This window comes from Citrobacter sp. LJND-P06, from assembly GCF_058188415.1.
On sequence record NZ_CP187317.1, the window covers coordinates 618,498 to 641,788 of the forward strand.

The window sequence follows — 23,291 nt, forward strand, 5'->3', positions numbered from 1 at the left end:
TAACTCTCACCTTTAATAAATTCGGTTTGCCGCTGGCATCAACGCCAGCTTATTTCAAAATGGTGCGGAATTTTACTGCAATTGCTGCTGCTTTGTAAAGCACCGCGGCCGTTTTTGAAAGGGACTTTTATAAGGGTGAGGAGTATACACGAGGCTTCTTCCAGGGGCGAACAAAGTTTTACATCAACCCGCATTGGTCCTACACTGCGCGGTAATAGAGCGAGGTAGAATAAGTCATGCGTGTATTGGGTATTGAGACATCCTGCGATGAAACCGGCATCGCCATTTACGACGATGAAAAGGGTCTGTTGGCCAACCAATTGTATAGTCAGGTGAAATTGCATGCTGACTACGGTGGCGTAGTGCCTGAACTGGCCTCACGCGATCACGTGCGTAAAACCGTACCGTTGATCCAGGCAGCGCTGAAAGAGGCAGGTTTAACGGCGAAAGATATTAATGCGGTGGCGTATACCGCGGGGCCGGGATTGGTCGGCGCGCTGCTGGTCGGCGCAACTGTTGGGCGTTCACTGGCCTTTGCGTGGAATGTTCCTGCCATCCCAGTGCACCATATGGAAGGCCATCTGCTGGCACCGATGCTGGAAGATAACCCGCCGGAATTTCCGTTTGTCGCGCTGCTGGTTTCTGGCGGTCATACTCAGCTTATTAGCGTGACAGGGGTTGGCCAGTACGAACTGTTGGGCGAATCCATTGATGATGCGGCGGGTGAAGCCTTTGATAAAACCGCCAAACTGCTGGGGCTCGATTATCCTGGCGGCCCGATGTTGTCGAAAATGGCGGCCCAGGGCACTGCCGGGCGTTTTGTCTTCCCACGCCCGATGACCGATCGTCCGGGGCTGGACTTCAGCTTCTCCGGCCTGAAGACGTTTGCGGCTAACACGATTCGCAACAATGGCGATGACGATCAGACTCGTGCGGATATCGCCCGCGCGTTTGAAGATGCGGTGGTGGACACGTTGATGATCAAGTGCAAACGCGCACTGGATCAGACCGGCTTTAAACGTCTGGTGATGGCGGGCGGCGTGAGCGCCAACCGCACGCTGCGTGCAAAGCTTGCCGAGATGATGCAAAAGCGTCGTGGCGAAGTGTTCTATGCGCGCCCGGAGTTTTGTACGGATAACGGCGCGATGATCGCCTATGCCGGGATGGTGCGTTTTAACGCCGGAGCGACGGCGGATCTCGGCGTGACCGTGCGTCCACGCTGGCCGCTGGCGGAGTTACCCGCGGCGTAATGCGTGTTTGCCGGATGGCGGCGTAAGCGCCTTATCCGGCAAGATGGTCATCTGAGATGCGTAGGAAAAAAGGGGCGACATCATGGCGCCCCAACCGGGTTTACAGCAAAACGAGTGGCATCCAGAGCAGGCCGGTGACGACCAGCAGAACAAGGAAGATCAGGCCGAAAATGGCGCCTAACCGCCAGTAATCGACTGTTGGCAGATAACCACTGCCGTAGTAGATGGGGCTTGGCCCGGTCGCATAGGGGGTAAGAATGCTGCCCAGACCAATCGCCGCGCCCACCATCAGGCAGAACACCGGTAACGGGATCTCCGGCATCGCCAGCGCAGCGGCGATCATCATCGGTGCCAGCGCCGAGGTATAAGCGGTGGCGCTGGCAAAGAAGTAGCGCAGCAGATAGAACACCACAATCAGCGCGACCATCACCATCACCGGCGAATAGCCGCTCAACCCGTTTGCCAGCTGCTTGCCAAACCAGGCGATAAAGCCGGTATTGTTGAGCCCAGTGGCAAGGGTAATCAGCGAGGCGAGCCAGAAGAAGACGTTCCACGCGGCTTTATTACTGACGATGTCATCCCAGGAGATAATGCGTAATACCAGCATTAATGCCACCACGCTGTAACCGACCATCGCGGCATCGATATATTCACCGCCGAAGATCCACAGCACCAGCGCGCCAACCATCAGCACCAACATCTTTTTCTCACGCGAGCATAGCGGCCCCATCGCTTTCAGCTCCGTCTCCGCCCAGCGCGGCACCTGATCGCCTGATTTTAGCACTGGCGGGTACAGCACGTAGGCCAGCCAGGGCACCAGCAAAACCAATGCAATACTCAGCGGTAGCATGCCTAAAAACCAGTCTCCCCAGCTTAGCGCCGTATGGGAAGCGCCTTTCATCAGACCCATCAGCAGCAGATTAGGCGCCATCGCAGTCAGAAAAATGGCGCTGGTCACGCAGTCGGCGACAATTCCCATCCACATAATATAGGAGCCAATAGACCGGGAACTGGCGTCATTGGGCTGTGAGTTATAGAGCGGCGGCAGGTTACGGATTATCGGGTAGATTATCCCGGCGCCGCGCGCGGAGTTGGAGGGGGTGACGGGGGCGAGGATCAGCTCGGAGAACATCACCGCATAGCCAAGAAACAGCGTGCGATGCCCCATTTTCTTCACCAGCATCAAGGCGATACGCCGACCGAGTCCGGTTTTTTCATAGCCGGTGCCAAACATAAAGGCGGCGAAAATCAGCCAGATAACCGAGTTAGAAAAACCAGATACTGCCCATGACAGTGATTTGGCGGTAAATTTGAAGCCTTCCTGACTGAGTTGTTGCGGGCTGAACAGCAACCACGGTGACAGGACGGCGATGATCGAAATCCCTATCATCGCGACGACCGCGCCCGGTACAGGTTCCAGAATGAGTCCCACGATGACGCCGGTAAAGACCGCAAAATAGAGCCAGGTATGGCTCTCAAGACCGGTGGGGACGGGCAAAACAGCAATAATGGCGATGACCACCAGCGGAGCCAGGTATCGCCACCAACCAGATAAAGGTGCCATTGTCGTATCCCTGCGAAAAGGGAGAGGCGCAAAGCCTCTCCGGAAGGGTTATTTAATGTAATGGACGTGCTCGCAGATCTCGTCGACGATAGGGCCGCGACGTTCGGCGAACTGTTTTTTGTTTTCGGCGATCAGGTTGTTGCCGTGGGTGTCGATAGAAACAATCAGCGGGCCGAACTCCTTCACCCGGCAAACCCAGAGGGATTCCGGCATGCCAAGTTCCATCCAGTGCACTTCTTCAATCTCTTCGACCTGGGTCGCCGCAACGACCGCGCAGCCCGCCGGGAAGATAACGTGCAGTGCTTTAAATTTCTGGCAGCCTTCTTCGGTGAGCGGCCCCATGCCGCCTTTCCCCACCACCAGCTTCACGCCGGTCTGTTCAATAAACTCTTTTTCAAAGGCTTCCATACGCATGCTGGTGGTGGGCCCGACGGAGACCATCTCCCACTTCTCCCCATTCTTACGCACGATGGGGCCGGCGTGGAAAATTGCTTTGCCGTTGAGATCGTAAGGGATCGGACGCTTAAGTTCGATCAGACGGCGGTGGCAGACGTCGCGGCAGGTCACCAGCGTGCCGGTCAGGTAGATAACATCGCCAATGCGGATATCTTCCAGGTCTTCGGCCTTGATCGGGGTAGTCAGGATCTTTTTCATAACGCGCTCCGGGTGTGAGACAGGTTTTCGAAGGAGAGGTCAGAATGAACCAGCAGCGTACCGCGACGGTGCGCCCAGCAGCCGGTGGAAACCGCCACGCCGATGGTTGAGGGGTGACGCGCGGCAGATTCGATATGTACGCCCATCACCGAACTGTTGCCGGTGAGCCCTTGCGGGCCAATACCCAGTTGGTTCAGACCCTCTTCCAGACGCAGTTCAAGTTCTGCCGCTTTCGGATTTGGATGGCGGGTGCCGATGGGGCGCAGAACGGCCCGGCGAGACAGCACGGCGGCGGTTTCCACGGAGGTTGCGATTCCCACGCCCACCAGAACCGGTGGACAGGCGTTGACGGCCAGCGTGGAGATATTTTCAAACACAAATTTCACTACGCCTTCGTAGCCTTCGGAGGGCATCAGCACTTTGGAGCGACCCGGCAACGTACAACCGCCGCCTGCCATGTAGACTTCAATTTCGGCGTCATCGCCGTCGGGAACGATGTCCCAGGTTACCCACGGCACGCCGCTGCCGGTGTTTTTGCCGGTGTTCACCTCGTCGAAGATTTCGACGGCGTTGTGGCGTAGCGGTGCTTTCACAGTGGCATCTTCTACGGCCTGTTTAAGAATGCTTTGCAGCTCACCTAACAGCGGGAAGCGGGAGCCGACCTTGACAAAAAACATGATCTCGCCGGTGTCCTGACAGGCCGGGCGGTTCAGATCAATCGCCTTTTGCATGTTGTCGAACATCGTGTGGTAGATAATTTTCCCCATGGATGATGTTTCGGCATCCCGCAGTTGTTTTAACTTATCCACCACGTCGTCGGGCATCCGGGTAGAAATCATAGCGGTAAAATTAGCGACAATTTCCGTCAACGTATTAACCGCACTTTGATTATTTTGATTGCTCATCATGTTAACTCCAGTTCTTTATTTATCTGGAAATAAATTCTCCGAAGTAAACTACCACTAAAAATGTGGGTTTATATTTTTTGCTGCTGTGTATCTGCAATTAACAGTTCGTGAATCGTGTTGTAGAAAGGTGATTAATATTGAGCAAAGGCAGGGATTAACGGCATGAAGGGAATTACACTGTGATTATCAAAATCACGGGTAATCCGAAAATGCTGAACAACTATCCCTTAGCCAAAGACCTGCAGGTACTGATTGAAATTGTCCATACGGGAAGCTTTAGCGCGGCGGCGGCGGCGCTGGGGCAAACGCCTGCGTTTGTGACTAAACGGATCCAGATCCTCGAGACAACCCTTGCCGTCACGCTGCTGAACCGCTCGGCAAGAGGCGTTGCGCTCACGGAAAGCGGGCAGCGGTGCTATGAACATGCGCTGGAAATTCTTACCCGGTATCAGCATCTGGTGGATGACGTGACGCAAATCAAAACGCGTCCGGAGGGAATGATTCGCATTGGCTGTAGTTTTGGTTTTGGGCGTAGCCATATTGCCCCCGCAATTACCGAACTGATGCGCAATTATCCTGAATTACAGGTCCATTTTGAACTCTTTGATCGGCAGATTGATTTGGTGCAAGACAATATCGATCTCGATATTCGGATTAATGATGAGATTCCTGATTATTATATTGCGCATTTGTTAACGAAAAATAAAAGAATATTGTGTGCTTCCCCCGCGTATTTGCAAAAATATGCCGAACCGAAAACATTACAGGAATTAATCCGTCATGACTGCCTGGTAACAAAAGAACGAGATATGACTCACGGAGTATGGGAACTGGGAAATGGCGAAGAGAAAAAATCGGTGAAGGTGACGGGCCATCTTTCCTCCAACAGCGGTGAAATTGTTCTGCAATGGGCGCTGGAGGGAAAAGGGATTATGTTGCGTTCTGAGTGGGATGTGCAGCCGTTTCTGGCCAGCGGCAAACTGGTTCGGGTGTTGCCGGAGTATGCGCAAAGCGCCAATATCTGGGCGGTTTATCAGGAACCGCTTTATCGCAGCGTGAAGTTAAGGGTTTGCGTCGAGTTTCTGGCGGCATGGTGCCAGCAGCGGCTAGGCAGGCCCAATGAAGGCTACCAGCCTGCGCTGACGATGGGATGCGAATAAGATCACTCGGGATCTTTTTCGCTCTTCTTCTTCAGTTTTGTCCAGATCTTCGTCTCCTGACGACGCCACAGTCGCTGGATGTTGTCATGGTGACGCAGCAAAATCAGGCACGAAAGCAAAGATACCGGGAGGGTAAACTGCGGTTTAAACCACCAGACATAGAATGGCGCGATCAGGGCGCTGACAATCGCGCCGAGCGATGAATAGCCGCTCAGCAACACGGTCAGCAACCAGGTGCCCGCCATGACGCCCGTTAAGTCCCAACCAATGGGCGCTATCGCCCCAAATGCAGTCGCGACGCCTTTGCCACCTTTTAAACCAAAGAAGACCGGCCAGATATGCCCCAGACAGGCAGCGATCGCAATCAATCCCAACCAGAGAGGGCTGACGCCTAACGCGTATGCGCCCCAGACGGGTAACATGCCCTTCAGGACGTCGAAAGCCAGTACTGCTACGGCTGCTCCCTTGCCACCGATTCGTAACACATTGGTCGCGCCCGGATTACCGGAACCGCTCTGACGCGGGTCAGGCAGTCCAGCGATGCGGCAGACCAGAATGGCGCTGGAAATTGAGCCGCAGAGGTACGCGAAGAGGATCATTCCAGGCGCGATTGCACTCATAAGCTGTTCCGTTTTGAAAATGTCGTGTTAAACGTTACTTCTGTGGATAATACGCATAATTCGCCGGAAGTGGTATCCGGGTTAGCCAAAAAGCGAGCAGGTCGTGATGGATATTGTATTTATAGAGCAACTTTCGGTCATCACCACTATCGGTGTTTACGACTGGGAACAGACCATTGAACAGAAACTGGTGTTCGATATCGAAATGGCGTGGGACAACCGCAAATCTGCCAAAAGCGATGATGTAGCGGATTGTCTAAGCTATGCTGACATTGCCGAAACGGTTGTTAATCATGTGGAAGGCAGTCGTTTCGCGCTGGTGGAACGGGTGGCGGAAGAGGTTGCCGATCTGCTGTTGGCACGGTTTAATTCGCCGTGGGTGCGTATCAAGCTCAGCAAACCCGGCGCCGTGGCGCGCGCGGCAAATGTGGGTGTAATCATTGAGCGTGGCAAAAATCTGAAAGAAAATAATTAACTTTATAATTTTTAAACCAACTGGGTATAAATGGGTCTTAACGCAGGATCCATTTTTTGCTGCATGATTTTTTACATTTAGGGGTTTATTGATGAGCGATATGCACTCGCTGCTGGTGGCGGCAATATTGGGTGTGGTCGAAGGATTGACGGAGTTTTTGCCCGTCTCCAGTACAGGGCACATGATTATCGTTGGCCATCTGCTGGGGTTCGAAGGCGATACCGCGAAGACGTTTGAGGTGGTGATTCAGTTGGGGTCTATCCTGGCCGTCGTGGTGATGTTCTGGCGACGTTTATTCGGACTGATCGGCATTCACTTTGGCAAGCCTGCGCATGAAGGCACCGGAAAAGGGCGTCTGACGCTGGGTCATATTCTGTTGGGGATGATCCCTGCGGTGGTGCTGGGACTGGTGTTCCACGACGCTATTAAGTCGCTGTTTAACCCGGTTAACGTGATGTATGCGCTGGTGGTCGGTGGCTTGTTGCTGATTGCGGCGGAATGCCTGAAGCCGAAAGAGCCGCGCGCACCGGGTCTGGATGACATGACCTATCGGCAGGCATTTATGATTGGCTGTTTCCAGTGTCTGGCATTGTGGCCGGGCTTTTCCCGCTCGGGCGCCACGATTTCCGGTGGTATGCTGATGGGCGTGAGCCGTTATGCCGCCTCTGAATTCTCCTTCTTGCTGGCCGTGCCGATGATGATGGGCGCCACTGCGCTGGATCTCTACAAAAGCTGGTCGTTCCTGACGGTTGCTGACATCCCGATGTTTGCCGTCGGCTTTGTCACCGCTTTTGTCGTCGCGCTGGTGGCGATCAAAACCTTCCTGCAACTGATCAAACGCATCTCGTTCATTCCGTTTGCGATTTACCGTTTTATCGTTGCAGCGGCCGTTTACGTGGTGTTCTTCTGATGTAAGCTTGCCGGATGGCGTTCCGGCCTACGGATATTCATCGTGTAGGCCGGATAAGGCGTTTACGCCGTCATCCGGCAATTATTCCGGCTTCGGGCAGCGCAATGCTTTCCAGTCCGTCACTGCATCAATACGGCGCCGGGTCAGCTCTTCACGGATCGCCGGGCCTTTAAATCCTGCATCAACCACCTCTTTGGTCGGGACGGCCTGCGCCACCTGCCAGGCTTCTCGTAACCAGCGACCTTGCGGATAGTCAGCAGCTTCAAAGCCCGTACGCCCGCGAACATCCGCTTCGCTGGTCAGCGCGATTTGTTCCACCCGTTGCGGTTTTCGCCAGGCATCAATCGAATCGAACAGTTTAACGATCGTTTTTGGCTGCAAGATGGGGAAGGTATGAATAAGATCGTGGAATTCCGCCACCAGTTTGGCTAAATCGCGAATGTCATTGGGAACGCGTAACCGCTGACATAACTGCTCCACCAGCTTAACGCCCGCCGGGCCATGACCGTGATGACGCGGCCAGAACGCCTTTGGCGTTAATCCTTTCCCCAAATCGTGACACAGCGTGGCGAAGCGCACATCCACTTCAGGGCTGAGCATGGCGGCCATCGACAGCGTCATCAGCGTATGGATCCCGGTGTCAATTTCCGGGTGCCACTTTGCCGGGGCGGGAACGCCAAACAAGGCGTCTATTTCGGGGAACAGCACGCGCAACGCGCCGCAGTCGCGGAGCACCTGAAAGTAGACCTGCGGGTTACGCGTGGTCAGGGCATTTTCGGTTTCTTTCCACACCCTTTCCGGCGTGAGGTGTTCCAGCTCACCGGCAGCCGTCATCTCACGCATGAGCGTCATGGTTTCATCAGCAATACGGAAACTGAGGTGGGCATAACGGGCGGCAAAACGCGCTACGCGCAGGACGCGCAGCGGATCTTCACTGAAAGCGGGGGAGACATGGCGTAGCAGGCGGTTGTTCAGATCGCGATGCCCGTGATAGGGATCGATTATCTGGCCGTAATCGTCACGCGCAAGGGCGTTGATCGTCAGGTCGCGGCGCTGCAAATCGTCTTCCAGCGTCACATCGGCGGCGGCATAACAGGTAAAGCCGGTATAGCCCGAACCCGATTTACGCTCGGTGCGCGCCAGCGCATATTCTTCGCGCGTTTGCGGGTGAAGAAATACGGGAAAATCGCGGCCTACCTGCTGGTAGCCCGCGTCGAGCATTTCCTGAGGCGTGGCGCCAACCACCACCCAATCTTTATCTTTAACCGGTAGCCCTAATAACGCGTCCCGAACAGCACCACCGACCAGATAAATCTTCACGCCACTTCCTCTCCTGAAAAACATCATCTCTCAATGATATGTCAGTGCGGCGGAGAAGGCGATTTAGTTCATCCAGCGGTCTTTGCGTTTACGGCTTGGGATCATGTGTGGCAGGACGAGGCCAAGCAGCAGACCGAGCCCCAGCACGCCGCCGCCATACATAAACCACTGCATGATAATGGTGCGCTGTTTGTCATCAAGCTGCACGCTGGCAGCATCGACTTTCTTCTGCGCCACAATCAGCTCGTTTTTAAGCTTCTGGTTCTCTTCTTTTAACCCGTTAATCACGCTGTCACTCTGGGACACTTTTTGCTGCATGTCGGAGGTGCGCTGATTCCAGGTCGTATCGATATTGTTGAGCTTATCGGTCAGCGTTTTGACCTGATTTTCCAAATCCGGTACGCGAATGCGCAGGCTGGGCGAGTTGTTCAACTCTTTCATCGGGATCCAGGCAGTACGGCCGGTACTGTCTTTTACCTGAGCATAATTGGTATTCGCATCGGTTTGTAAGAGCGTCACTTCTTCGCCGGCGTTAATCGTCCCCAGCAGGCGATAGTTGTCCCCCGGGCCGCTACGGACCCAGGTGTTCAGTTCGTCAGAAACATAGCGCTTTTCTTCAGCATGGGAGACGGCAGTGGCGCTAAGTGCAAGTAAAGTTAATCCAATCAGGCGTAATTTTGGCATCAGGCTGTCGTTATTGTCATAGAAAGTGGAACGATAGTAGTGGCATCAGTGTCTCTACGCAAAGTATTCGGCATCAATCGGAATCTTCTGTGTCATCTATGCCACTGTTTCAAACTTTTACGCCCGTCAAATTGCTCGTTGTATGGCAATTTGGCGCAAAATACTATGTACTGACAAACAAGAACGCATTAAGTTCGCCGTCATTCTTCCCATATGTGACATAACCCATAAGTACAAGGCCATGGCTCAGGAAATCGAATTAAAATTTATCGTCGATCGCGAAGCGGTAGACGCACTGCGTGACCATCTGCACACGTTAGGCGGGGAGCATCATGCCCCCAGTCAATTGCTGAATATTTACTACGAAACATCAGAGAATTGGTTGCGCAGTCACGATATGGGGCTGCGTATTCGGGGCGAGAACGGTCAGTATGAAATGACCCTGAAAATCGCCGGCCGGGTGATTGGGGGACTGCATCAGCGCCCGGAATACAATGTCCCGCTGACCGAACCGACGTTGGATCTCGCCAAACTCCCTCCCGAAGTCTGGCCAAACGGCGAAATGCCGGCCGATCTCGCTTCACACGTACAGCCGCTGTTCAGCACGGATTTTTATCGTGAAAAATGGGTGGTTGAGGTTGAAGGCAGCCAGATTGAAATCGCGCTCGATCTGGGGGACGTGAAGGCGGGAGAGTTTGCAGAGCCTATCTGCGAACTGGAACTTGAGCTGCTAAAAGGCGATACGCGCAGCGTGCTGAAACTGGCAAATCAACTGGTTTCCCAATCCGGATTACGCCAGGGCAGTCTGAGCAAGGCCGCCCGTGGCTACCATCTGGCGCAGGGAAACCCGCCGCGTGAAATCAAGGCGACACAAATTCTGAAAGTGCCAGCGAAAGCCAGCGTTGAGCAGGGGCTTGAGGCGGCGCTGGAGTTAGCGCTGTCACAGTGGCAATACCATGAAGAGTTGTGGGTTCGCGGTGAGAAAAAGGCCAAAGCTGATGTTCTGGCGGCAATGGGGCTGGTTCGCCACACCCTCATGCTGTTCGGCGGGATTGTTCCTCGTAAAGCGAGCGCTCACTTACGTGATTTGTTAACCCAGTCAGAAGCGACCATCGCCTCTGCGGTTTCAGCGGTGACGGCGGTTTACAGTACACAAACCGCGATGGCGAAACTGGCGTTGACGCAATGGCTGGTGACCAAAGGCTGGCAGCCGTTCCTCGATGCCAAAGCGCAGGACAAAATTTCCGGTTCGTTTAAGCGCTTTGCGGATACTCACCTCTCACGACATGCCGCCGATCTGAAATCTGTTTTCGACCAGCCGTTAGGCGATCAGTATAACGATCAGATTCCGCGCCTGAACCGTAACATTGACAGCATCTTATTGCTGGCCGGTTATTACGACACTCATGTGGCGCAGGGCTGGCTGGAGAACTGGCAGGGATTACGTTATGCGATTGCGACCCGCCAATATATTGAAATTGAACATTTCCGCAACGAAGCGATTTCTCAGGAACCGTTCTGGCTGCACAGCGGAAAACGATAATCTGGCAAGGATACGTCTTTTATGAAGCCGCTCTCTTCTCCCTTACAGCAGTACTGGCAGACCGTTGTTGAGAACCTGCCAGCCGCAATTTCAGAGACAACGCCGGGTGTTCAGGCGAAGTCAGTACTTACCTTCAGCGATTTTGTTCGGGACAGCGTTATTGCGCATCCCGAATGGCTTGCTGAACTGGAAAGCGCGTCGCCGCAGGCCGACGAATGGCAACATTACGCGGCCTGGTTGCAGGAAGCACTGGCGCAGGTCGCTGACGAAGCGTCGCTGATGCGGGAACTGCGGGTGTTTCGCCGTCGCATTATGGTGCGTATTGCCTGGGCGCAGGCACTGCGGCTTGTGGAAGAAGAGAGCATTTTGCAGCAATTAAGCCATCTGGCTGAAACGCTGATTATCGCGGCGCGGGACTGGCTGTACGCCGCCTGTTGTCGTGAGTGGGGAACCCCCTGCAACCAGAGTGGCGTCCCACAGCCGTTGTTGATTTTAGGAATGGGAAAACTGGGCGGCGGTGAGCTGAATTTCTCTTCCGATATCGACCTGATTTTTGCCTGGCCGGAGCACGGTTCCACGCAAGGCGGGCGGCGTGAGCTGGATAACGCGCAGTTCTTTACGCGAATGGGGCAACGACTCATCAAGGTGCTGGACCAACCCACGCAGGATGGTTTTGTTTACCGTGTCGACATGCGTCTGCGTCCGTTTGGCGAGAGCGGCCCGCTGGTGTTGAGTTTTGCCGCGCTGGAAGATTATTACCAGGAACAGGGGCGTGACTGGGAACGCTATGCGATGGTTAAAGCGCGGATCATGGGCGATACCGATGGCGTTTATGTTGACGAATTGCGGGCCATGCTGCGGCCTTTCGTCTTCCGCCGCTACATCGACTTCAGCGTGATCCAGTCTCTGCGAAACATGAAGGGGATGATTGCCCGTGAAGTTCGCCGTCGGGGTCTGAAGGACAATATTAAACTCGGCGCGGGCGGCATTCGCGAAATCGAATTTATTGTTCAGGTGTTCCAGCTTATTCGCGGCGGTCGTGAACCTTCACTGCAATCACGTTCTCTTTTACCCACATTAAGCGCGATTGCCGCGCTGCATCTGTTGTCTGAGAACGACGCAGACCAGTTGCGCGTTGCTTATCTCTTCCTGCGTCGCCTGGAAAACCTGCTGCAAAGCATCAATGATGAGCAAACGCAGACACTGCCGGGAGATGAGCTGAATCGGGCGCGTCTGGCGTGGGGAATGGATGCGGATGACTGGTCACAGCTCACCGACGCGCTGGACGGCCATATGGCGAATGTGCGCCGGGTGTTTAATGAGTTGATTGGCGATGACGAAACCGAGACGCAGGAAGAGTCATTGTCAGAACAGTGGCGCGAACTGTGGCAGGATACGCTACAGGAAGACGATTCCACGCCCGTCCTGGCCCATCTTACCGATGAAGGGCGAGGACGCGTGCTGGCGCTGATTGCGGATTTCCGCAAAGAGCTGGATAAACGCCCCATTGGCCCGCGTGGCCGTCAGGTTCTCGATCATCTGATGCCGCACCTGCTCAGCGACGTCTGTTCCCGTGAAGACGCCTCCGTACCGTTGTCGCGTATTACGCCGTTGCTGGTGAGCATTGTAACCCGCACTACATACCTCGAATTGCTGAGCGAATTCCCGGGGGCGCTAAAGCATCTGATCTCGCTTTGCGCCGCCTCCCCGATGGTCGCCAGCCAACTGGCGCGCTACCCACTGTTGCTCGACGAACTGCTCGACCCGAACACGCTGTATCAGCCGACCGCGACAGACGCTTATCGCGATGAGTTGCGTCAGTATCTGCTGCGTGTGCCGGAAGATGACGAAGAGCAGCAACTGGAGGCGTTGCGGCAGTTTAAGCAGACTCAACTGCTGCGTATCGCAGCGGCGGATATTGCGGGCACGTTACCGGTGATGAAAGTCAGCGACCATTTGACCTGGCTGGCGGAAGCCATCATCGACGCCGTGGTGCAACAGGCGTGGACGCAAATGGTGGCGCGTTACGGTCAGCCGACGCACCTGAGCGAGCGCCAGGGGCGAGGCTTTGCCGTAGTCGGTTACGGTAAGCTGGGCGGATGGGAACTGGGCTACAGCTCCGATCTGGATTTGATTTTCCTTCACGACTGTCCGATGGACGTGATGACCGATGGCGAGCGCGAAATTGACGGCCGGCAGTTCTATCTGCGCTTGTCGCAGCGGATTATGCACCTGTTCAGCACCCGTACTTCCTCGGGTATTTTGTATGAGGTGGATGCGCGATTACGCCCGTCCGGCGCGGCGGGAATGTTAGTAACCTCCGCCGAAGCCTTCGCCGATTATCAGAAAAACGAAGCCTGGACGTGGGAACATCAGGCGCTGGCGCGTGCGCGCGTGGTGTATGGCGATCCGCAACTGACTGCGCAGTTTGACGCCGTGCGGCGTACGATCATGACGCTCGTTCGCGACGGTAAAACGCTGCAAACCGACGTGCGTGAAATGCGTGAAAAGATGCGCGCGCATCTGGGGAATAAGCATCGCGACCGCTTTGATATTAAAGCTGACGAGGGCGGGATCACCGACATTGAGTTTATTACGCAATACCTGGTGCTGCGCTACGCGCATGAGAAACCAAAGCTGACGCGTTGGTCGGATAATGTGCGTATTCTGGAGCTGTTGGCGCAAAATGACATTATGGAAGAACAGGAAGCGCAGGCGCTGACGCTGGCCTACACCACGTTGCGTGACGAACTCCACCATCTGGCATTGCAAGAGTTGCCGGGGCATGTGGCGCAGACGTGTTTTAGCAAAGAGCGTGAGCGGGTACGGGCTAGCTGGCAGAAGTGGCTGGTTGCCGAGTGAAATGTGCTATTATCGCGCGCAAATTTTGAATCTCTCAGGAGACAGGAATGAAAGTAACGCTGCCAGAGTTTGAACGTGCAGGGGTCATGGTTGTTGGTGACGTGATGCTGGATCGCTACTGGTACGGGCCGACCAGCCGTATTTCACCGGAAGCGCCAGTACCCGTTGTCAAAGTGGACACCATTGAGGAACGTCCTGGTGGCGCGGCTAACGTGGCGATGAACATTGCGTCCCTGGGGGCCAATTCACGCCTGGTCGGATTGACCGGCATTGATGATGCCGCGCGTGCGCTCAGCAAAACGCTGGCTGAGGTGAACGTGAAATGCGACTTTGTTTCTGTCCCGACACATCCCACCATCACCAAACTGCGCGTACTCTCACGCAACCAGCAGCTTATTCGTCTGGACTTTGAAGAAGGCTTTGAGGGCGTCGATCCGCAACCGCTGCATGAGCGCATTAATCAGGCGCTGGGTTCGATTGGCGCGCTGGTACTCTCTGACTACGCGAAAGGCGCGCTGGCCAGCGTTCAGCAGATGATCGCGCTGGCGCGCAAAGCGGGCGTACCGGTGTTGATCGATCCGAAAGGCACCGATTTTGAACGCTATCGCGGTGCCACGTTGCTGACTCCGAATTTGTCGGAATTTGAAGCGGTGGCCGGTAAGTGTAAAAACGAAGAAGAGATTGTCACCCGTGGCATGAAAGTGATTGCGGATTTCGATTTCTCTGCGCTGCTGGTGACGCGTTCTGAACAAGGTATGACGTTGCTGCAACCGGGCAAAGCGCCGCTGCATATGCCGACGCAGGCACAGGAAGTGTATGACGTTACCGGTGCGGGCGATACGGTGATTGGCGTGCTGGCGGCGACGCTGGCGGCAGGGAAATCGCTGGAAGAAGCCTGTTACTTCGCCAACGCGGCGGCAGGTGTGGTCGTCGGTAAACTGGGGACATCCACCGTCTCACCCATTGAGCTGGAAAATGCCGTTCGTGGTCGTGCTGACACGGGCTTTGGCGTGATGACTGAAAACGAGCTGAAGCAGGCCGTTGCCAGCGCGCGTAAGCGCGGTGAGAAAGTGGTGATGACCAACGGCGTCTTCGATATCCTGCATGCCGGGCACGTTTCTTATCTGGCGAATGCGCGTAAGCTGGGCGACCGCCTGATTGTGGCGGTCAACAGCGATGCGTCCACTAAACGTCTGAAAGGTGAAACACGTCCCGTCAATCCGCTTGAACAACGCATGATCGTATTGGGCGCGCTGGAATCCGTCGACTGGGTGGTCTCTTTTGAAGAAGATACCCCACAGCGTCTGATTGCAGGCGTACTGCCGGATCTGCTGGTTAAAGGCGGCGACTACAAGCCGGAAGAGATTGCGGGTAGTGAAGAAGTTTGGGCCAACGGCGGTGAAGTGTTGGTGCTGAACTTTGAAGACGGCTGTTCAACGACCAACATCATCAAAAAAATCCAGAAAGACAGCAACAAATAATCTCTCCGCCAGTAAGTTAGGCGGCGCTGTAAACACCTTATCAGGCCTGTGAGCCTCTGTGCGATGCAGGTCTGATAAGCGCTCCGTTATCATTGACTCCCATCCCTTTACATTTCCTGGAAAAGTGTGACTTCCTGCAGGTAATTTGCGCACATAATGTACAGATACTTTGCGCCCGGGAGCGAATACTGGAATCAGAAAAAGCATATGGCCTTATCAGAAATTCGTTAACTGGAGGGTATGCTCATGAACAACAAGACTGTGTATTCGTTGAACAACTTCGATTTTCTGGCACGTAGCTTTGCCAGAATGCAGGCTGAAGGTCGCCCTGTCGATATCCACGCCGTTACCGGAAATATGGATGAGGAGCACCGTAGCTGGTTCTGCAAGCGCTACGCGCTGTACTGCCAACAGGCGACACGAGCAAAACAATTAGAACTCGAACACTGAAAAAAGAAACGGGCCGATCGGCCCGTTTCTTTTTTACTCTTGTGTATCGACCGGCGGAATGGCGGGCGCAGGTTTGACGTCGACAGGCGACTGGCGCGTTTCCAGTTCACTGAGGCGCTGCTCAAGCAGTGCCAGCTTTTCACGGGTACGCAGTAACACCTGAGTTTGCACATCAAACTCCTCGCGGCTCACCAGATCGAGACGCGTCAACTGTGATTGCAGCGTTTGACGAATTTTCTTCTCGACATCTTCCCCGAACTCCCGGATCCCTTTCGGCATCGACTCGTGAACCTGGCGAGCGATTTGCTCAATTTTTTTCGGGTCAATCATTGTGGTTTCCCTGAACTGGTAAGTGTTGAGGCACATTGTAGTGCGATCTGCGTGAGGCATAAACCAGAATTGTGTGACCTGTGGCGGAGTAAAGGCGTTGATGAAGGTAATCAATAGCGTTATAGTTAACTCGCTTATTCTCAGGGCGGGGCGAAATTCCCCACCGGCGGTAAATCAGCGATGTCCAAAAGATTTCGCGTGCAGCAAGGCAGTCAATGCCGCTGCGGCGTGAAAGATGAAGGACAGGTTGAAAGCCCGCGAGCGCTTTGGGTGCAAACTCAAAGGTCAGCAGATCCGGTGTAATTCCGGAGCCGACGGTTAGAGTCCGGATGGGAGAGAGTAACGATCCAGCCGGGCATGGACCCGCTCACGTTATTTTTTTGCCGCATAGCGGTACTCCTAAGACTGCCCTGATTCTGGTAACCATAATTTTAGTGAGGTTTTTTTACCATGAATCAGACGCTACTTTCCTCTTTTGGTACGCCTTTTGACCGTGTCGAACACGCTCTGTCCGCGCTGCGTGAAGGACGCGGAGTGATGGTGCTTGACGACGAAGATCGTGAAAACGAAGGCGATATGATTTTCCCTGCCGAAATAATGACCGTTGAGCAGATGGCATTGACCATTCGTCACGGTAGCGGCATCGTTTGCCTGTGTATCACTGAAGATCGCCGCAAACAGCTCGACCTGCCTATGATGGTGGAAAATAACACCAGCGCTTACGGCACGGGCTTTACGGTGACGATTGAAGCCGCAGAAGGCGTGACCACCGGTGTTTCTGCGGCCGACCGCATTACCACCGTGCGCGCTGCCATTGCCGACGGCGCTAAACCTTCTGACCTCAACCGTCCGGGACACGTTTTCCCGCTGCGCGCTCAGGCGGGTGGCGTGTTGACTCGCGGCGGTCATACGGAAGCGACCATCGATCTGGTGACGCTGGCGGGTTTTAAACCGGCAGGTGTTCTGTGTGAACTGACCAACGATGACGGCACAATGGCGCGCGCGCCGGAGTGCATCAAGTTTGCCGGCGAGCACAATATGGCCGTCGTCACCATTGAAGATTTGGTGGCTTACCGCCAGGCACACGCGCGTAAGGCCAGTTGACTGGCGCGCCACCCGTCGGGTGGTAATACGTGATGAAAAGAAACCGAAGCCAGTTTACTGACTTCGGTTTTTTGTTTTTATCGGTTCGAAAAAATACACCGTTTATCCCACATACTTTAATTTTGCAGACGCTCAGACCTTTAATAAAAGCCCAATCTTTTTCTCTATGATCAAAATCATATTCTCAATTTCATACTGTGCCAGTATATGAATATACCTAAAGATAGGTATGTAAAATTTTAACGTTAAATGTTTGGCAATGTTAAATTTTAAGGGTAAAAGGATGTTTATCGCCTGGTATTGGATTGTATTAATTGTTCTTGTCGTTGTAGGTTATTTTTGCCATATGAAACGTTATTGCAGAGCGTTCAGGCAAGACAGGGACGCGCTGCTCGAAGCCCGCAACACGCTATTTCGCCGCACTGGTGAAGACGGTCATGTTGCCGGGGATCGGGAATAACTTTTATTCTCATATTTTCTTGATGGGAAAGCATGATGTTGTCCTTAATTATGAGGACAACATCTGTGGTTGCTTTACCCGATTCCCATCGATTGAAGTATCACCAGACTGAGTCCCATCACCGACATCCCACACAGTACGCCGTAGCTTGGGTTATTATTAGGGTCGATCTCTTTTGCCAGAGGCATTAATTCGTCTACGGATAACGCTACCATAATTCCCGCTACCGCAGCCATAATCGACGCCATTACGACAGGCGAAATCAAACTGCCCAAAATTAACCAGGCTAATATGCCGCCAAGAATTTCCGCCATACCGGAAATTCCTGCCCAGAAAATGGCCGTGCGTTTAGAACCTGTTGCGGCATAAACCGGCCCGGCAACCGCTAAACCTTCGGGAATATTGTGTAAGGCGACTGCCAGAGCAATACCGAAGCCCAGTTCAAGATTGCTGCTGGCGGTAACAAACGTCGCGATCCCTTCAGGAAAGTTGTGCAGGCTGATGCCCAGCGTCAATAAGATGGCGGTGCGTTTAATGGAGCCAGGCAGCGGGCGCGTTGTTTTCTGTACTAAATCTTGCGGATGGGCGTGAGGAAGCAGGCGATCCAGCCCGAAATAACCCAGCAGTCCGGTAATAAACATGCCGTAGCCCAAAAGGGGGGACATTCCTTGTGCAGCCAGCGCCGCCGGCAGCATTTCCATCAGCGAAATAAGCAGCATGATGCCCGCCGCGAATCCCAGCGAAAACGCCAGTACGCGATTAGAGGGTTTTTGTCCCAGTACGCCAAGAAAGGCGCCAATAAAAGTGGCGGCACCCGCCAATAAGGTCAGAATTAAAGGTACTGACATCGACAACTCCTTATGATTCTGCTGTCCGGGCCTGACCTTCAAAATAACTGATGATCTTCATCATGGTTATCTGAGTTCTTCAACTACCGAAAAAGCGTATTGTGAGGATATCAAAATGACCTCCCTGAGTAAGGATATCATCATGTCTTCAACGCGTATGCCAGCATTGTTTTTGGGACACGGCAGCCCTATGAATGTTCTGGAAGATAACGTCTATACCCGCGCCTGGCGGCATCTGGGGGAGGTATTACCGCGTCCAAAAGCGATCGTGGTGGTGTCGGCTCACTGGTTCACACGCGGAACCGGCGTGACGGCAATGGAAGCCCCGAAAACCATTCACGATTTTGGCGGTTTTCCACAGGCGCTTTACGACACCCACTATCCTGCGCCCGGTTCGCCAGAGCTGGCGCAACGTCTGGTGGAACTGCTGTCACCGGTTCCTGTTACGCTCGATAAAGAGGCCTGGGGCTTTGACCATGGTTCCTGGGGCGTGCTGATCAAGATGTATCCCGACGCGGATATCCCGATGGTGCAGTTAAGCATCGACAGCACAAAACCCGCCGCCTGGCACCTCGAAATGGGGCGTAAACTGGCGGCGCTACGCGATGAAGGGATTATGCTGGTCGCCAGCGGTAACGTGGTGCATAACCTGCGCACGGCGCGCTGGCACGGCGAGAATACGCCGTATCCGTGGGCGACATCATTCAATGATTATGTGAAGGCGAATCTGACGTGGCAGGGGCCAGTTGAGCAGCATCCGCTGGTTAACTATCTCGAGCATGAAGGGGGTTCGTTGTCGAATCCAACGCCGGATCACTACCTGCCACTGCTGTATGTGTTAGGTGCGTGGGACGGCAAAGAACCCGTATCAATACCGGTGGACGGTATCGAGATGGGCAGTCTGAGTATGTTGTCGGTACAGGTGGGGTGATTAATGCCCGTTGGCGCTACGCTTATCGGGCCTGCCGTTCGCTGTTGGCCGGGTAAGGCGAAGCCGCCACCCGGCACAACGAATTACTCAACGAAAATATGCGGGTAGAAACGAGAAAGATCCTGCGTGATCAGCGCTCTGTCTTCGCGAATGCCGATCCCGGCGGGTTGATCGTTAATCAACCAACTGCCGATCAACATGTAGCTGTCGCCAAATTTCGGCAACTGATAAAACTGTTGCACGATCATGCCTTCTTCACCGTACGGACCTTCTGCCGCTTCGATCGTTTTACCGTTCTCAATGATCGAGACGTTGGCGCCTTCACGAGAGAAGATGGGCTTCACGACGAATTTTTCCATCTGCGGATGGTCATCTTCGGCAAAATAGGCCGGCAGCAGGTTCGGATGGTTCGGGAACATTTCCCACAGCAACGGTAACAGCGCTTTGTTGGAGATGATGCTTTTCCATGCCGGTTCCAGCCAGCGTACGCCAGCATCTTCCAGCTTGGTGGAGAACATCTCACGCAGCATAAACTCCCACGGATAGAGCTTGAACAGGTTGGCGATAACCTGATCCTGTAAGTCCGTGAACTGACCTTTTTCACCGAGACCGATATCTTCGATGTGGAGGAATTCAGTGGCGATTTCGGCTTCGGCCGCACAATCCTGCAGGTATTGAATCGTACCGCGATCTTCAACCGTGTCGCGACAGCAGGTTAAATGCAGAAGTTGAAAACCGTACTGCTCACGAAGTGCTGCAAAGCGCTCGATCAGCTTCTCTTGCAGACTGTTAAACTGATCGCTACCTTCCGGCAAGTTGCCTGCATTGAGCTGATCTTCCAGCCAGATCCACTGGAAAAATGCCGCTTCATACAGCGAGGTCGGCGTATCGGCGTTGTTCTCCAGCAGTTTGGGTTCACCGATGCCGTCCCACGCCAGATCAAGGCGGGAATAGAGCGAAGGCTGACTCGTCTGCCATGACTGGCGAACAAATCCCCAGGTATGCTTCGGAATACGAAACTTCGTCATCAGTTCGTCGCTGGCGATGACCTTCTCAACGACTTTGAGGCACATCTGGTGCAGTTCAGCGGTGACCTCTTCCAGTTTCTCAACCTCGGCGAGCGTCAGCTTGTAGTAGGCATCTTCACACCAGTACGGCTCGCCGTACATGGTGTGAAAATTAAAACCGTATTCTGTGGCTTTGTCGCGCCAGTCCGGGCGCTCAGTAATGCTGACTCTTTCCATGAGTATCAACCACCCATCGAACGTGTTGTGGTGCCGCTGGCGCTACGCTGCATTGTGCTTTGTTTCGCAACAGATTCGCCAAAACCACCGCGCGTCACGGTTGATGTGGTTGCCGGTTTAGGCGCCATCGCCGTCTTCGGTACGGTCATAGTGCGGCCTGGCTGCGCGGCACCGTAGTTCTTGCCGCCGGCATCGGTATATTTACCGTAAGCAGGGCTGGCCGGGTTTTTCGAGCTAAACAGCGGTTGTTGCGCAAAGCCAGCGCCACCGCCCATCATGCGGCCCATCATGTAACCGGCCATCAACGGCATCCAGAAACTGCCGCTGGATTGTTGTGCCTGTGCCTGATTCTCTGGCGCCATACCTGCCTGAGCAGGCGCTTGCTGGCACTGGCCTTCGCCGAATTCGGCGATGCAATCTTCACGCGAGGCGTATTTTGGCGCGGTACGTTCTGCTTCTTTCACGGCATTGTTGAATGCCGTCGTACATTCCGCGCTTTTACCTGGGTTCGCCGCAGAGCAGTCGTCCGCATTTTGATAAAGCGAAACCGTTTCATCGGTTTGTTCACAGCCCGCAAGCATAAAGACTGCGGTGACCGCCAGTGCGACCGGCGTTAAATGGCGAGCGCTCCAGCTTTTGCGGAACGAGGCGTGATGTATGGATTTTGTCCGTTTCATTTTCGTCTTCCAGGACCCAGTGGTGAATATGGCAAATAATGCTCAGGATAGAGGATGGCTGGTCGAAAATGAAGCGAGAAGAGGCGAGAATGCGGGGAATCGCGGGATCTTTACGTTGCCTTACGTTCGACCAGCAATTTAGCGCCAACTGGCGCTGCGCTTCCCGAACCTACGCGTTTGTAGGCCCGGTAAGCAAAGCGCCATCGGCAATTTTATCAGTTACGGAATGGATTGTTGCCGTTGCTGCTGGTCGGTTGTACTGACGCAGGCTGCGTTTCCGGGGCCGCGTTGTCGGCGGTATAACCGTCAGCGCTGGCGTCCTGCTGTGCGCTTTCCGGCGCCACGATATCTGGCGTAGTGGAAATCGGTTTGCCCAGCGTGTTGTTCAGAGCAACCAGGTCCTGTTCATTCAGCGTACCGAGTGCAGCTTTGATGTTAAGCTGATTAATCAGGTAGTTATAGCGAGCGCTGGAAAGCTGTTGCTTCGCGTTGTACAGCGTAGTGGTGGCATCCAACACATCCACGATGGTACGCGTACCGACGGAATAACCGGCTTCCATGGCATCCAATGAACTTTGTGCAGAGATAACGGCTTGTTTATACGCGTTAATGCTGCTGATAGACGCATTGATGTTGTTGAAGGAGGAACGCACGGTCTGCACGACGCTGCGGTGTGCGCTTTCCAGTTGTTCACTCGCGCCAACAAAGTTGTATTGCGCTTGTTTCACCTGAGAATTGACCTGTCCGCCCTGATACAACGGCAAGGAGAAGCTCAGACCAATTTTGTTCTGGCCCAGGTTGCTGTCGTCATACTGAGACGTGTTGGTTTTCGACCCGCTGTATGAGGTGTCGGAGATCCCCGTTGATGCGTTTAAATCCAGCGTTGGCAAGTGACCGTCCTGCGCCAGACGGATTTGCTCACGCGCCAGATCCTGACTCAGGCGGGCTTGCAACAGCGCCAGGTTACGGTTTTCTGCTTCTTTCAGCAGTGCATTCACGGCCTGTGGTTTGTTGGTTTTAAAACCATCAACATTCAGGGATGCCAGTTCCGGGTAGTAATTGCCGGTGACCTGGCGCAACGTTTCAACCGCATTATCGAGGTTGTTACGTGCGGTCACTTCGTCCGCTAACACGGTATCGTATTGTGAACGGGCGTTCTGAACGTCGGTGATCGCGACCAGACCCACGTTAAAACGTTGAGTGGTTTGATCCAACTGACGATAAATCGCCTGTTTCTGCGCTTCGGTAAAGGAGAGCGCGTCAATGGCGCTCAGCACATTGAAGTAGGCTGTTGCGGTGTTCAGGATCAGCGTTTGCTGGTCTGTCTGAAAGGTGACGTCCTGAATACCGGCAGATTTTTCCTGCAATGTCAGCGCACGCCATTTCGACATATCGAACAGGGTCTGAGTCAATTGCAAAGAGGCGCTGGTTGCGTTGGAGTCGACACCGTTGGCGTCACGGTAACCGTTGCTATAGGTGTAATCGGCACCTAAACCCAGTTGCGGCAGTAAAGGACTACGCGCTTCGTTAATTTTTTCGAATGCAGCATCGCGATCGGCGGCGGATTTACGCAATTCCGGGTTGCTCAGGCGTGCTTGCTGATAAACTTGCATCAGGTTCTCTGCCTGGCTCAAAGTGCTGAACCCCGACAGGCTCAGGCCGATAAGGATGGGGAGCAATTTCTTCATTTGCATTCCTTGTTGTGAAGCAGTATTTAGCGCTGATCAAATTGTAAAATAATTGATGATTCTAGCAGAATCCGCCACTGCGAAAAGTTGGCGTTATGTGCCATACGGCGTTAATTTGCACCAATTTA

The 23,291-nt window shown here is 54.0% G+C and carries 22 protein-coding genes and 1 riboswitch; of the genes, 11 read left to right on the top strand and 11 right to left on the bottom strand.

Going from position 1 to position 23,291, the window contains the following annotated elements; translation table 11 throughout:
- Positions 1-236 precede the first annotated feature (236 nt).
- Positions 237-1,250, top strand: a complete 1,014-nt coding sequence (tsaD, locus tag ACO7SM_RS02980; RefSeq protein ID WP_490469620.1) for a tRNA (adenosine(37)-N6)-threonylcarbamoyltransferase complex transferase subunit TsaD — start codon at positions 237-239, stop codon at positions 1,248-1,250.
- 100 nt (positions 1,251-1,350) lie between these two features.
- On the opposite strand, the gene ACO7SM_RS02985 is transcribed toward tsaD, so the two are convergent.
- Genes ACO7SM_RS02985 through ttdA form a run of 3 tightly spaced genes read right to left on the bottom strand, consistent with a single transcriptional unit; the run spans position 1,351 to position 4,376 of the window.
- A complete protein-coding gene (locus tag ACO7SM_RS02985) occupies positions 1,351-2,814 on the bottom strand; it encodes an anion permease (protein ID WP_490469621.1) in 1,464 nt (487 codons plus the stop codon).
- A gap of 48 nt (positions 2,815-2,862) precedes the next feature.
- A complete protein-coding gene (gene ttdB / locus ACO7SM_RS02990; RefSeq protein WP_192613526.1) occupies positions 2,863-3,468 on the bottom strand; it encodes a L(+)-tartrate dehydratase subunit beta in 606 nt (201 codons plus the stop codon).
- Positions 3,465-4,376 carry a L(+)-tartrate dehydratase subunit alpha gene (gene ttdA / locus ACO7SM_RS02995; RefSeq protein WP_490469622.1) on the bottom strand — a complete coding sequence of 304 codons (912 nt, stop codon included), beginning with the start codon at positions 4,374-4,376 and terminating at the stop codon, positions 3,465-3,467. The genes ttdB and ttdA overlap by 4 nt, the downstream gene beginning before the upstream one ends.
- Positions 4,377-4,585: 209 nt before the next feature.
- On the opposite strand from ttdA, the gene ttdR reads away from it, so the two are divergent.
- Entirely contained in the window at positions 4,586-5,536 is a 951-nt protein-coding gene (ttdR, locus tag ACO7SM_RS03000; protein WP_490470857.1) for an L-tartrate utilization transcriptional activator TtdR, read from the top strand.
- Positions 5,537-5,538: 2 nt separating this feature from the next.
- On the opposite strand, the gene plsY is transcribed toward ttdR, so the two are convergent.
- Positions 5,539-6,156: a glycerol-3-phosphate 1-O-acyltransferase PlsY gene (gene plsY, locus ACO7SM_RS03005; protein WP_490469623.1), complete on the bottom strand. Its 618-nt coding sequence runs from the start codon at positions 6,154-6,156 to the stop codon at positions 5,539-5,541.
- Between the two features lie 106 nt (positions 6,157-6,262).
- Between plsY and folB the strand changes: the two genes are divergently transcribed.
- Both folB and bacA read left to right on the top strand, forming a co-directional pair.
- Complete coding sequence (folB, locus tag ACO7SM_RS03010; RefSeq protein WP_490469624.1) at positions 6,263-6,631, top strand: bifunctional dihydroneopterin aldolase/7,8-dihydroneopterin epimerase; 369 nt, start codon at positions 6,263-6,265, stop codon at positions 6,629-6,631.
- Positions 6,632-6,722: 91 nt separating this feature from the next.
- Positions 6,723-7,541, top strand: coding sequence for an undecaprenyl-diphosphate phosphatase (gene bacA / locus ACO7SM_RS03015; protein WP_490469625.1), 819 nt, complete (start codon positions 6,723-6,725; stop codon positions 7,539-7,541).
- 81 nt (positions 7,542-7,622) lie between these two features.
- Here bacA and ACO7SM_RS03020 read toward each other — a convergent pair whose 3' ends face one another.
- Both ACO7SM_RS03020 and ACO7SM_RS03025 read right to left on the bottom strand, forming a co-directional pair.
- Positions 7,623-8,861, bottom strand: a complete 1,239-nt coding sequence (locus ACO7SM_RS03020) for a multifunctional CCA addition/repair protein (RefSeq protein ID WP_490469626.1) — start codon at positions 8,859-8,861, stop codon at positions 7,623-7,625.
- 63 nt (positions 8,862-8,924) lie between these two features.
- Positions 8,925-9,545, bottom strand: coding sequence for a TIGR04211 family SH3 domain-containing protein (locus ACO7SM_RS03025; protein ID WP_490469627.1), 621 nt, complete (start codon positions 9,543-9,545; stop codon positions 8,925-8,927).
- 241 nt (positions 9,546-9,786) lie between these two features.
- Between ACO7SM_RS03025 and ACO7SM_RS03030 the strand changes: the two genes are divergently transcribed.
- The 4 genes from ACO7SM_RS03030 to glgS all read left to right on the top strand — a co-directional run bounded on the left by ACO7SM_RS03030 (position 9,787) and on the right by glgS (position 15,881).
- Positions 9,787-11,088, top strand: a complete 1,302-nt coding sequence (locus ACO7SM_RS03030; protein ID WP_490469628.1) for a CYTH domain-containing protein — start codon at positions 9,787-9,789, stop codon at positions 11,086-11,088.
- Positions 11,089-11,109: 21 nt separating this feature from the next.
- On the top strand, positions 11,110-13,950 hold the full coding sequence (gene glnE / locus ACO7SM_RS03035; protein ID WP_490469629.1) for a bifunctional [glutamate--ammonia ligase]-adenylyl-L-tyrosine phosphorylase/[glutamate--ammonia-ligase] adenylyltransferase: 2,841 nt from the start codon (positions 11,110-11,112) through the stop codon (positions 13,948-13,950).
- 47 nt (positions 13,951-13,997) lie between these two features.
- The gene (gene hldE, locus ACO7SM_RS03040) at positions 13,998-15,431 is read left to right on the top strand and encodes a bifunctional D-glycero-beta-D-manno-heptose-7-phosphate kinase/D-glycero-beta-D-manno-heptose 1-phosphate adenylyltransferase HldE (RefSeq protein ID WP_490469630.1); all 1,434 of its coding nucleotides are present in this window, start codon (positions 13,998-14,000) and stop codon (positions 15,429-15,431) included.
- 240 nt (positions 15,432-15,671) lie between these two features.
- On the top strand, positions 15,672-15,881 hold the full coding sequence (gene glgS / locus ACO7SM_RS03045) for a cell surface composition regulator GlgS (RefSeq protein ID WP_490469631.1): 210 nt from the start codon (positions 15,672-15,674) through the stop codon (positions 15,879-15,881).
- Between the two features lie 33 nt (positions 15,882-15,914).
- On the opposite strand, the gene ubiK is transcribed toward glgS, so the two are convergent.
- Positions 15,915-16,211, bottom strand: coding sequence for a ubiquinone biosynthesis accessory factor UbiK (gene ubiK, locus ACO7SM_RS03050; RefSeq protein WP_192613515.1), 297 nt, complete (start codon positions 16,209-16,211; stop codon positions 15,915-15,917).
- Positions 16,212-16,343: 132 nt separating this feature from the next.
- Positions 16,344-16,556: riboswitch (FMN riboswitch) on the top strand.
- Between the two features lie 105 nt (positions 16,557-16,661).
- Between ubiK and ribB the strand changes: the two genes are divergently transcribed.
- Together ribB and ACO7SM_RS03060 are read left to right on the top strand one after the other, a co-directional pair.
- Entirely contained in the window at positions 16,662-17,315 is a 654-nt protein-coding gene (gene ribB / locus ACO7SM_RS03055; protein WP_192613514.1) for a 3,4-dihydroxy-2-butanone-4-phosphate synthase, read from the top strand.
- Between the two features lie 283 nt (positions 17,316-17,598).
- Positions 17,599-17,775 (top strand): hypothetical protein, encoded by a 177-nt coding sequence (locus tag ACO7SM_RS03060; RefSeq protein WP_490469632.1) that lies wholly within the window; start codon positions 17,599-17,601, stop codon positions 17,773-17,775.
- 74 nt (positions 17,776-17,849) lie between these two features.
- On the opposite strand, the gene zupT is transcribed toward ACO7SM_RS03060, so the two are convergent.
- Positions 17,850-18,623: a zinc transporter ZupT gene (gene zupT / locus ACO7SM_RS03065; RefSeq protein ID WP_490469633.1), complete on the bottom strand. Its 774-nt coding sequence runs from the start codon at positions 18,621-18,623 to the stop codon at positions 17,850-17,852.
- A gap of 142 nt (positions 18,624-18,765) precedes the next feature.
- Here zupT and ygiD point away from each other — a divergent pair, with 142 nt between their 5' ends.
- Positions 18,766-19,554, top strand: a complete 789-nt coding sequence (gene ygiD, locus ACO7SM_RS03070) for a 4,5-DOPA-extradiol-dioxygenase (protein WP_490469634.1) — start codon at positions 18,766-18,768, stop codon at positions 19,552-19,554.
- A gap of 83 nt (positions 19,555-19,637) precedes the next feature.
- Here the strand turns inward: ygiD and ACO7SM_RS03075 are convergent, their stop codons facing one another.
- From ACO7SM_RS03075 to tolC, 3 genes are all read right to left on the bottom strand, one after another.
- Entirely contained in the window at positions 19,638-20,798 is a 1,161-nt protein-coding gene (locus ACO7SM_RS03075; RefSeq protein WP_490469635.1) for a glutathionylspermidine synthase family protein, read from the bottom strand.
- A gap of 5 nt (positions 20,799-20,803) precedes the next feature.
- Positions 20,804-21,475 (bottom strand): DUF1190 family protein, encoded by a 672-nt coding sequence (locus ACO7SM_RS03080; protein ID WP_490469636.1) that lies wholly within the window; start codon positions 21,473-21,475, stop codon positions 20,804-20,806.
- Between the two features lie 215 nt (positions 21,476-21,690).
- Positions 21,691-23,163 carry an outer membrane channel protein TolC gene (tolC, locus tag ACO7SM_RS03085; protein ID WP_490469637.1) on the bottom strand — a complete coding sequence of 491 codons (1,473 nt, stop codon included), beginning with the start codon at positions 23,161-23,163 and terminating at the stop codon, positions 21,691-21,693.
- Positions 23,164-23,291 lie beyond the last annotated feature (128 nt).

Excerpts from the sequence above, each read along its gene's own strand:
- ACO7SM_RS03025 (WP_490469627.1), bottom strand. The coding sequence starts at position 9,545 with ATGCCAAAATTACGCCTGATTGGATTAACTTTACTTGCACTTAGCGCC.
- tsaD (WP_490469620.1), top strand. The coding sequence starts at position 237 with ATGCGTGTATTGGGTATTGAGACATCCTGCGATGAAACCGGCATCGCC.
- plsY (WP_490469623.1), bottom strand. The coding sequence starts at position 6,156 with ATGAGTGCAATCGCGCCTGGAATGATCCTCTTCGCGTACCTCTGCGGC.
- hldE (WP_490469630.1), top strand. The coding sequence starts at position 13,998 with ATGAAAGTAACGCTGCCAGAGTTTGAACGTGCAGGGGTCATGGTTGTT.
- ubiK (WP_192613515.1), bottom strand. The coding sequence starts at position 16,211 with ATGATTGACCCGAAAAAAATTGAGCAAATCGCTCGCCAGGTTCACGAG.
- ttdA (WP_490469622.1), bottom strand. The coding sequence starts at position 4,376 with ATGATGAGCAATCAAAATAATCAAAGTGCGGTTAATACGTTGACGGAA.
- ygiD (WP_490469634.1), top strand. The coding sequence starts at position 18,766 with ATGTCTTCAACGCGTATGCCAGCATTGTTTTTGGGACACGGCAGCCCT.
- folB (WP_490469624.1), top strand. The coding sequence starts at position 6,263 with ATGGATATTGTATTTATAGAGCAACTTTCGGTCATCACCACTATCGGT.
- glgS (WP_490469631.1), top strand. The coding sequence starts at position 15,672 with ATGCTCATGAACAACAAGACTGTGTATTCGTTGAACAACTTCGATTTT.
- ttdR (WP_490470857.1), top strand. The coding sequence starts at position 4,586 with ATGCTGAACAACTATCCCTTAGCCAAAGACCTGCAGGTACTGATTGAA.
- ACO7SM_RS03080 (WP_490469636.1), bottom strand. The coding sequence starts at position 21,475 with ATGAAACGGACAAAATCCATACATCACGCCTCGTTCCGCAAAAGCTGG.
- ttdB (WP_192613526.1), bottom strand. The coding sequence starts at position 3,468 with ATGAAAAAGATCCTGACTACCCCGATCAAGGCCGAAGACCTGGAAGAT.
- glnE (WP_490469629.1), top strand. The coding sequence starts at position 11,110 with ATGAAGCCGCTCTCTTCTCCCTTACAGCAGTACTGGCAGACCGTTGTT.
- tolC (WP_490469637.1), bottom strand. The coding sequence starts at position 23,163 with ATGAAGAAATTGCTCCCCATCCTTATCGGCCTGAGCCTGTCGGGGTTC.
- ribB (WP_192613514.1), top strand. The coding sequence starts at position 16,662 with ATGAATCAGACGCTACTTTCCTCTTTTGGTACGCCTTTTGACCGTGTC.
- bacA (WP_490469625.1), top strand. The coding sequence starts at position 6,723 with ATGAGCGATATGCACTCGCTGCTGGTGGCGGCAATATTGGGTGTGGTC.
- ACO7SM_RS03060 (WP_490469632.1), top strand. The coding sequence starts at position 17,599 with ATGTTTATCGCCTGGTATTGGATTGTATTAATTGTTCTTGTCGTTGTA.
- ACO7SM_RS02985 (WP_490469621.1), bottom strand. The coding sequence starts at position 2,814 with ATGGCACCTTTATCTGGTTGGTGGCGATACCTGGCTCCGCTGGTGGTC.
- ACO7SM_RS03075 (WP_490469635.1), bottom strand. The coding sequence starts at position 20,798 with ATGGAAAGAGTCAGCATTACTGAGCGCCCGGACTGGCGCGACAAAGCC.
- zupT (WP_490469633.1), bottom strand. The coding sequence starts at position 18,623 with ATGTCAGTACCTTTAATTCTGACCTTATTGGCGGGTGCCGCCACTTTT.
- ACO7SM_RS03030 (WP_490469628.1), top strand. The coding sequence starts at position 9,787 with ATGGCTCAGGAAATCGAATTAAAATTTATCGTCGATCGCGAAGCGGTA.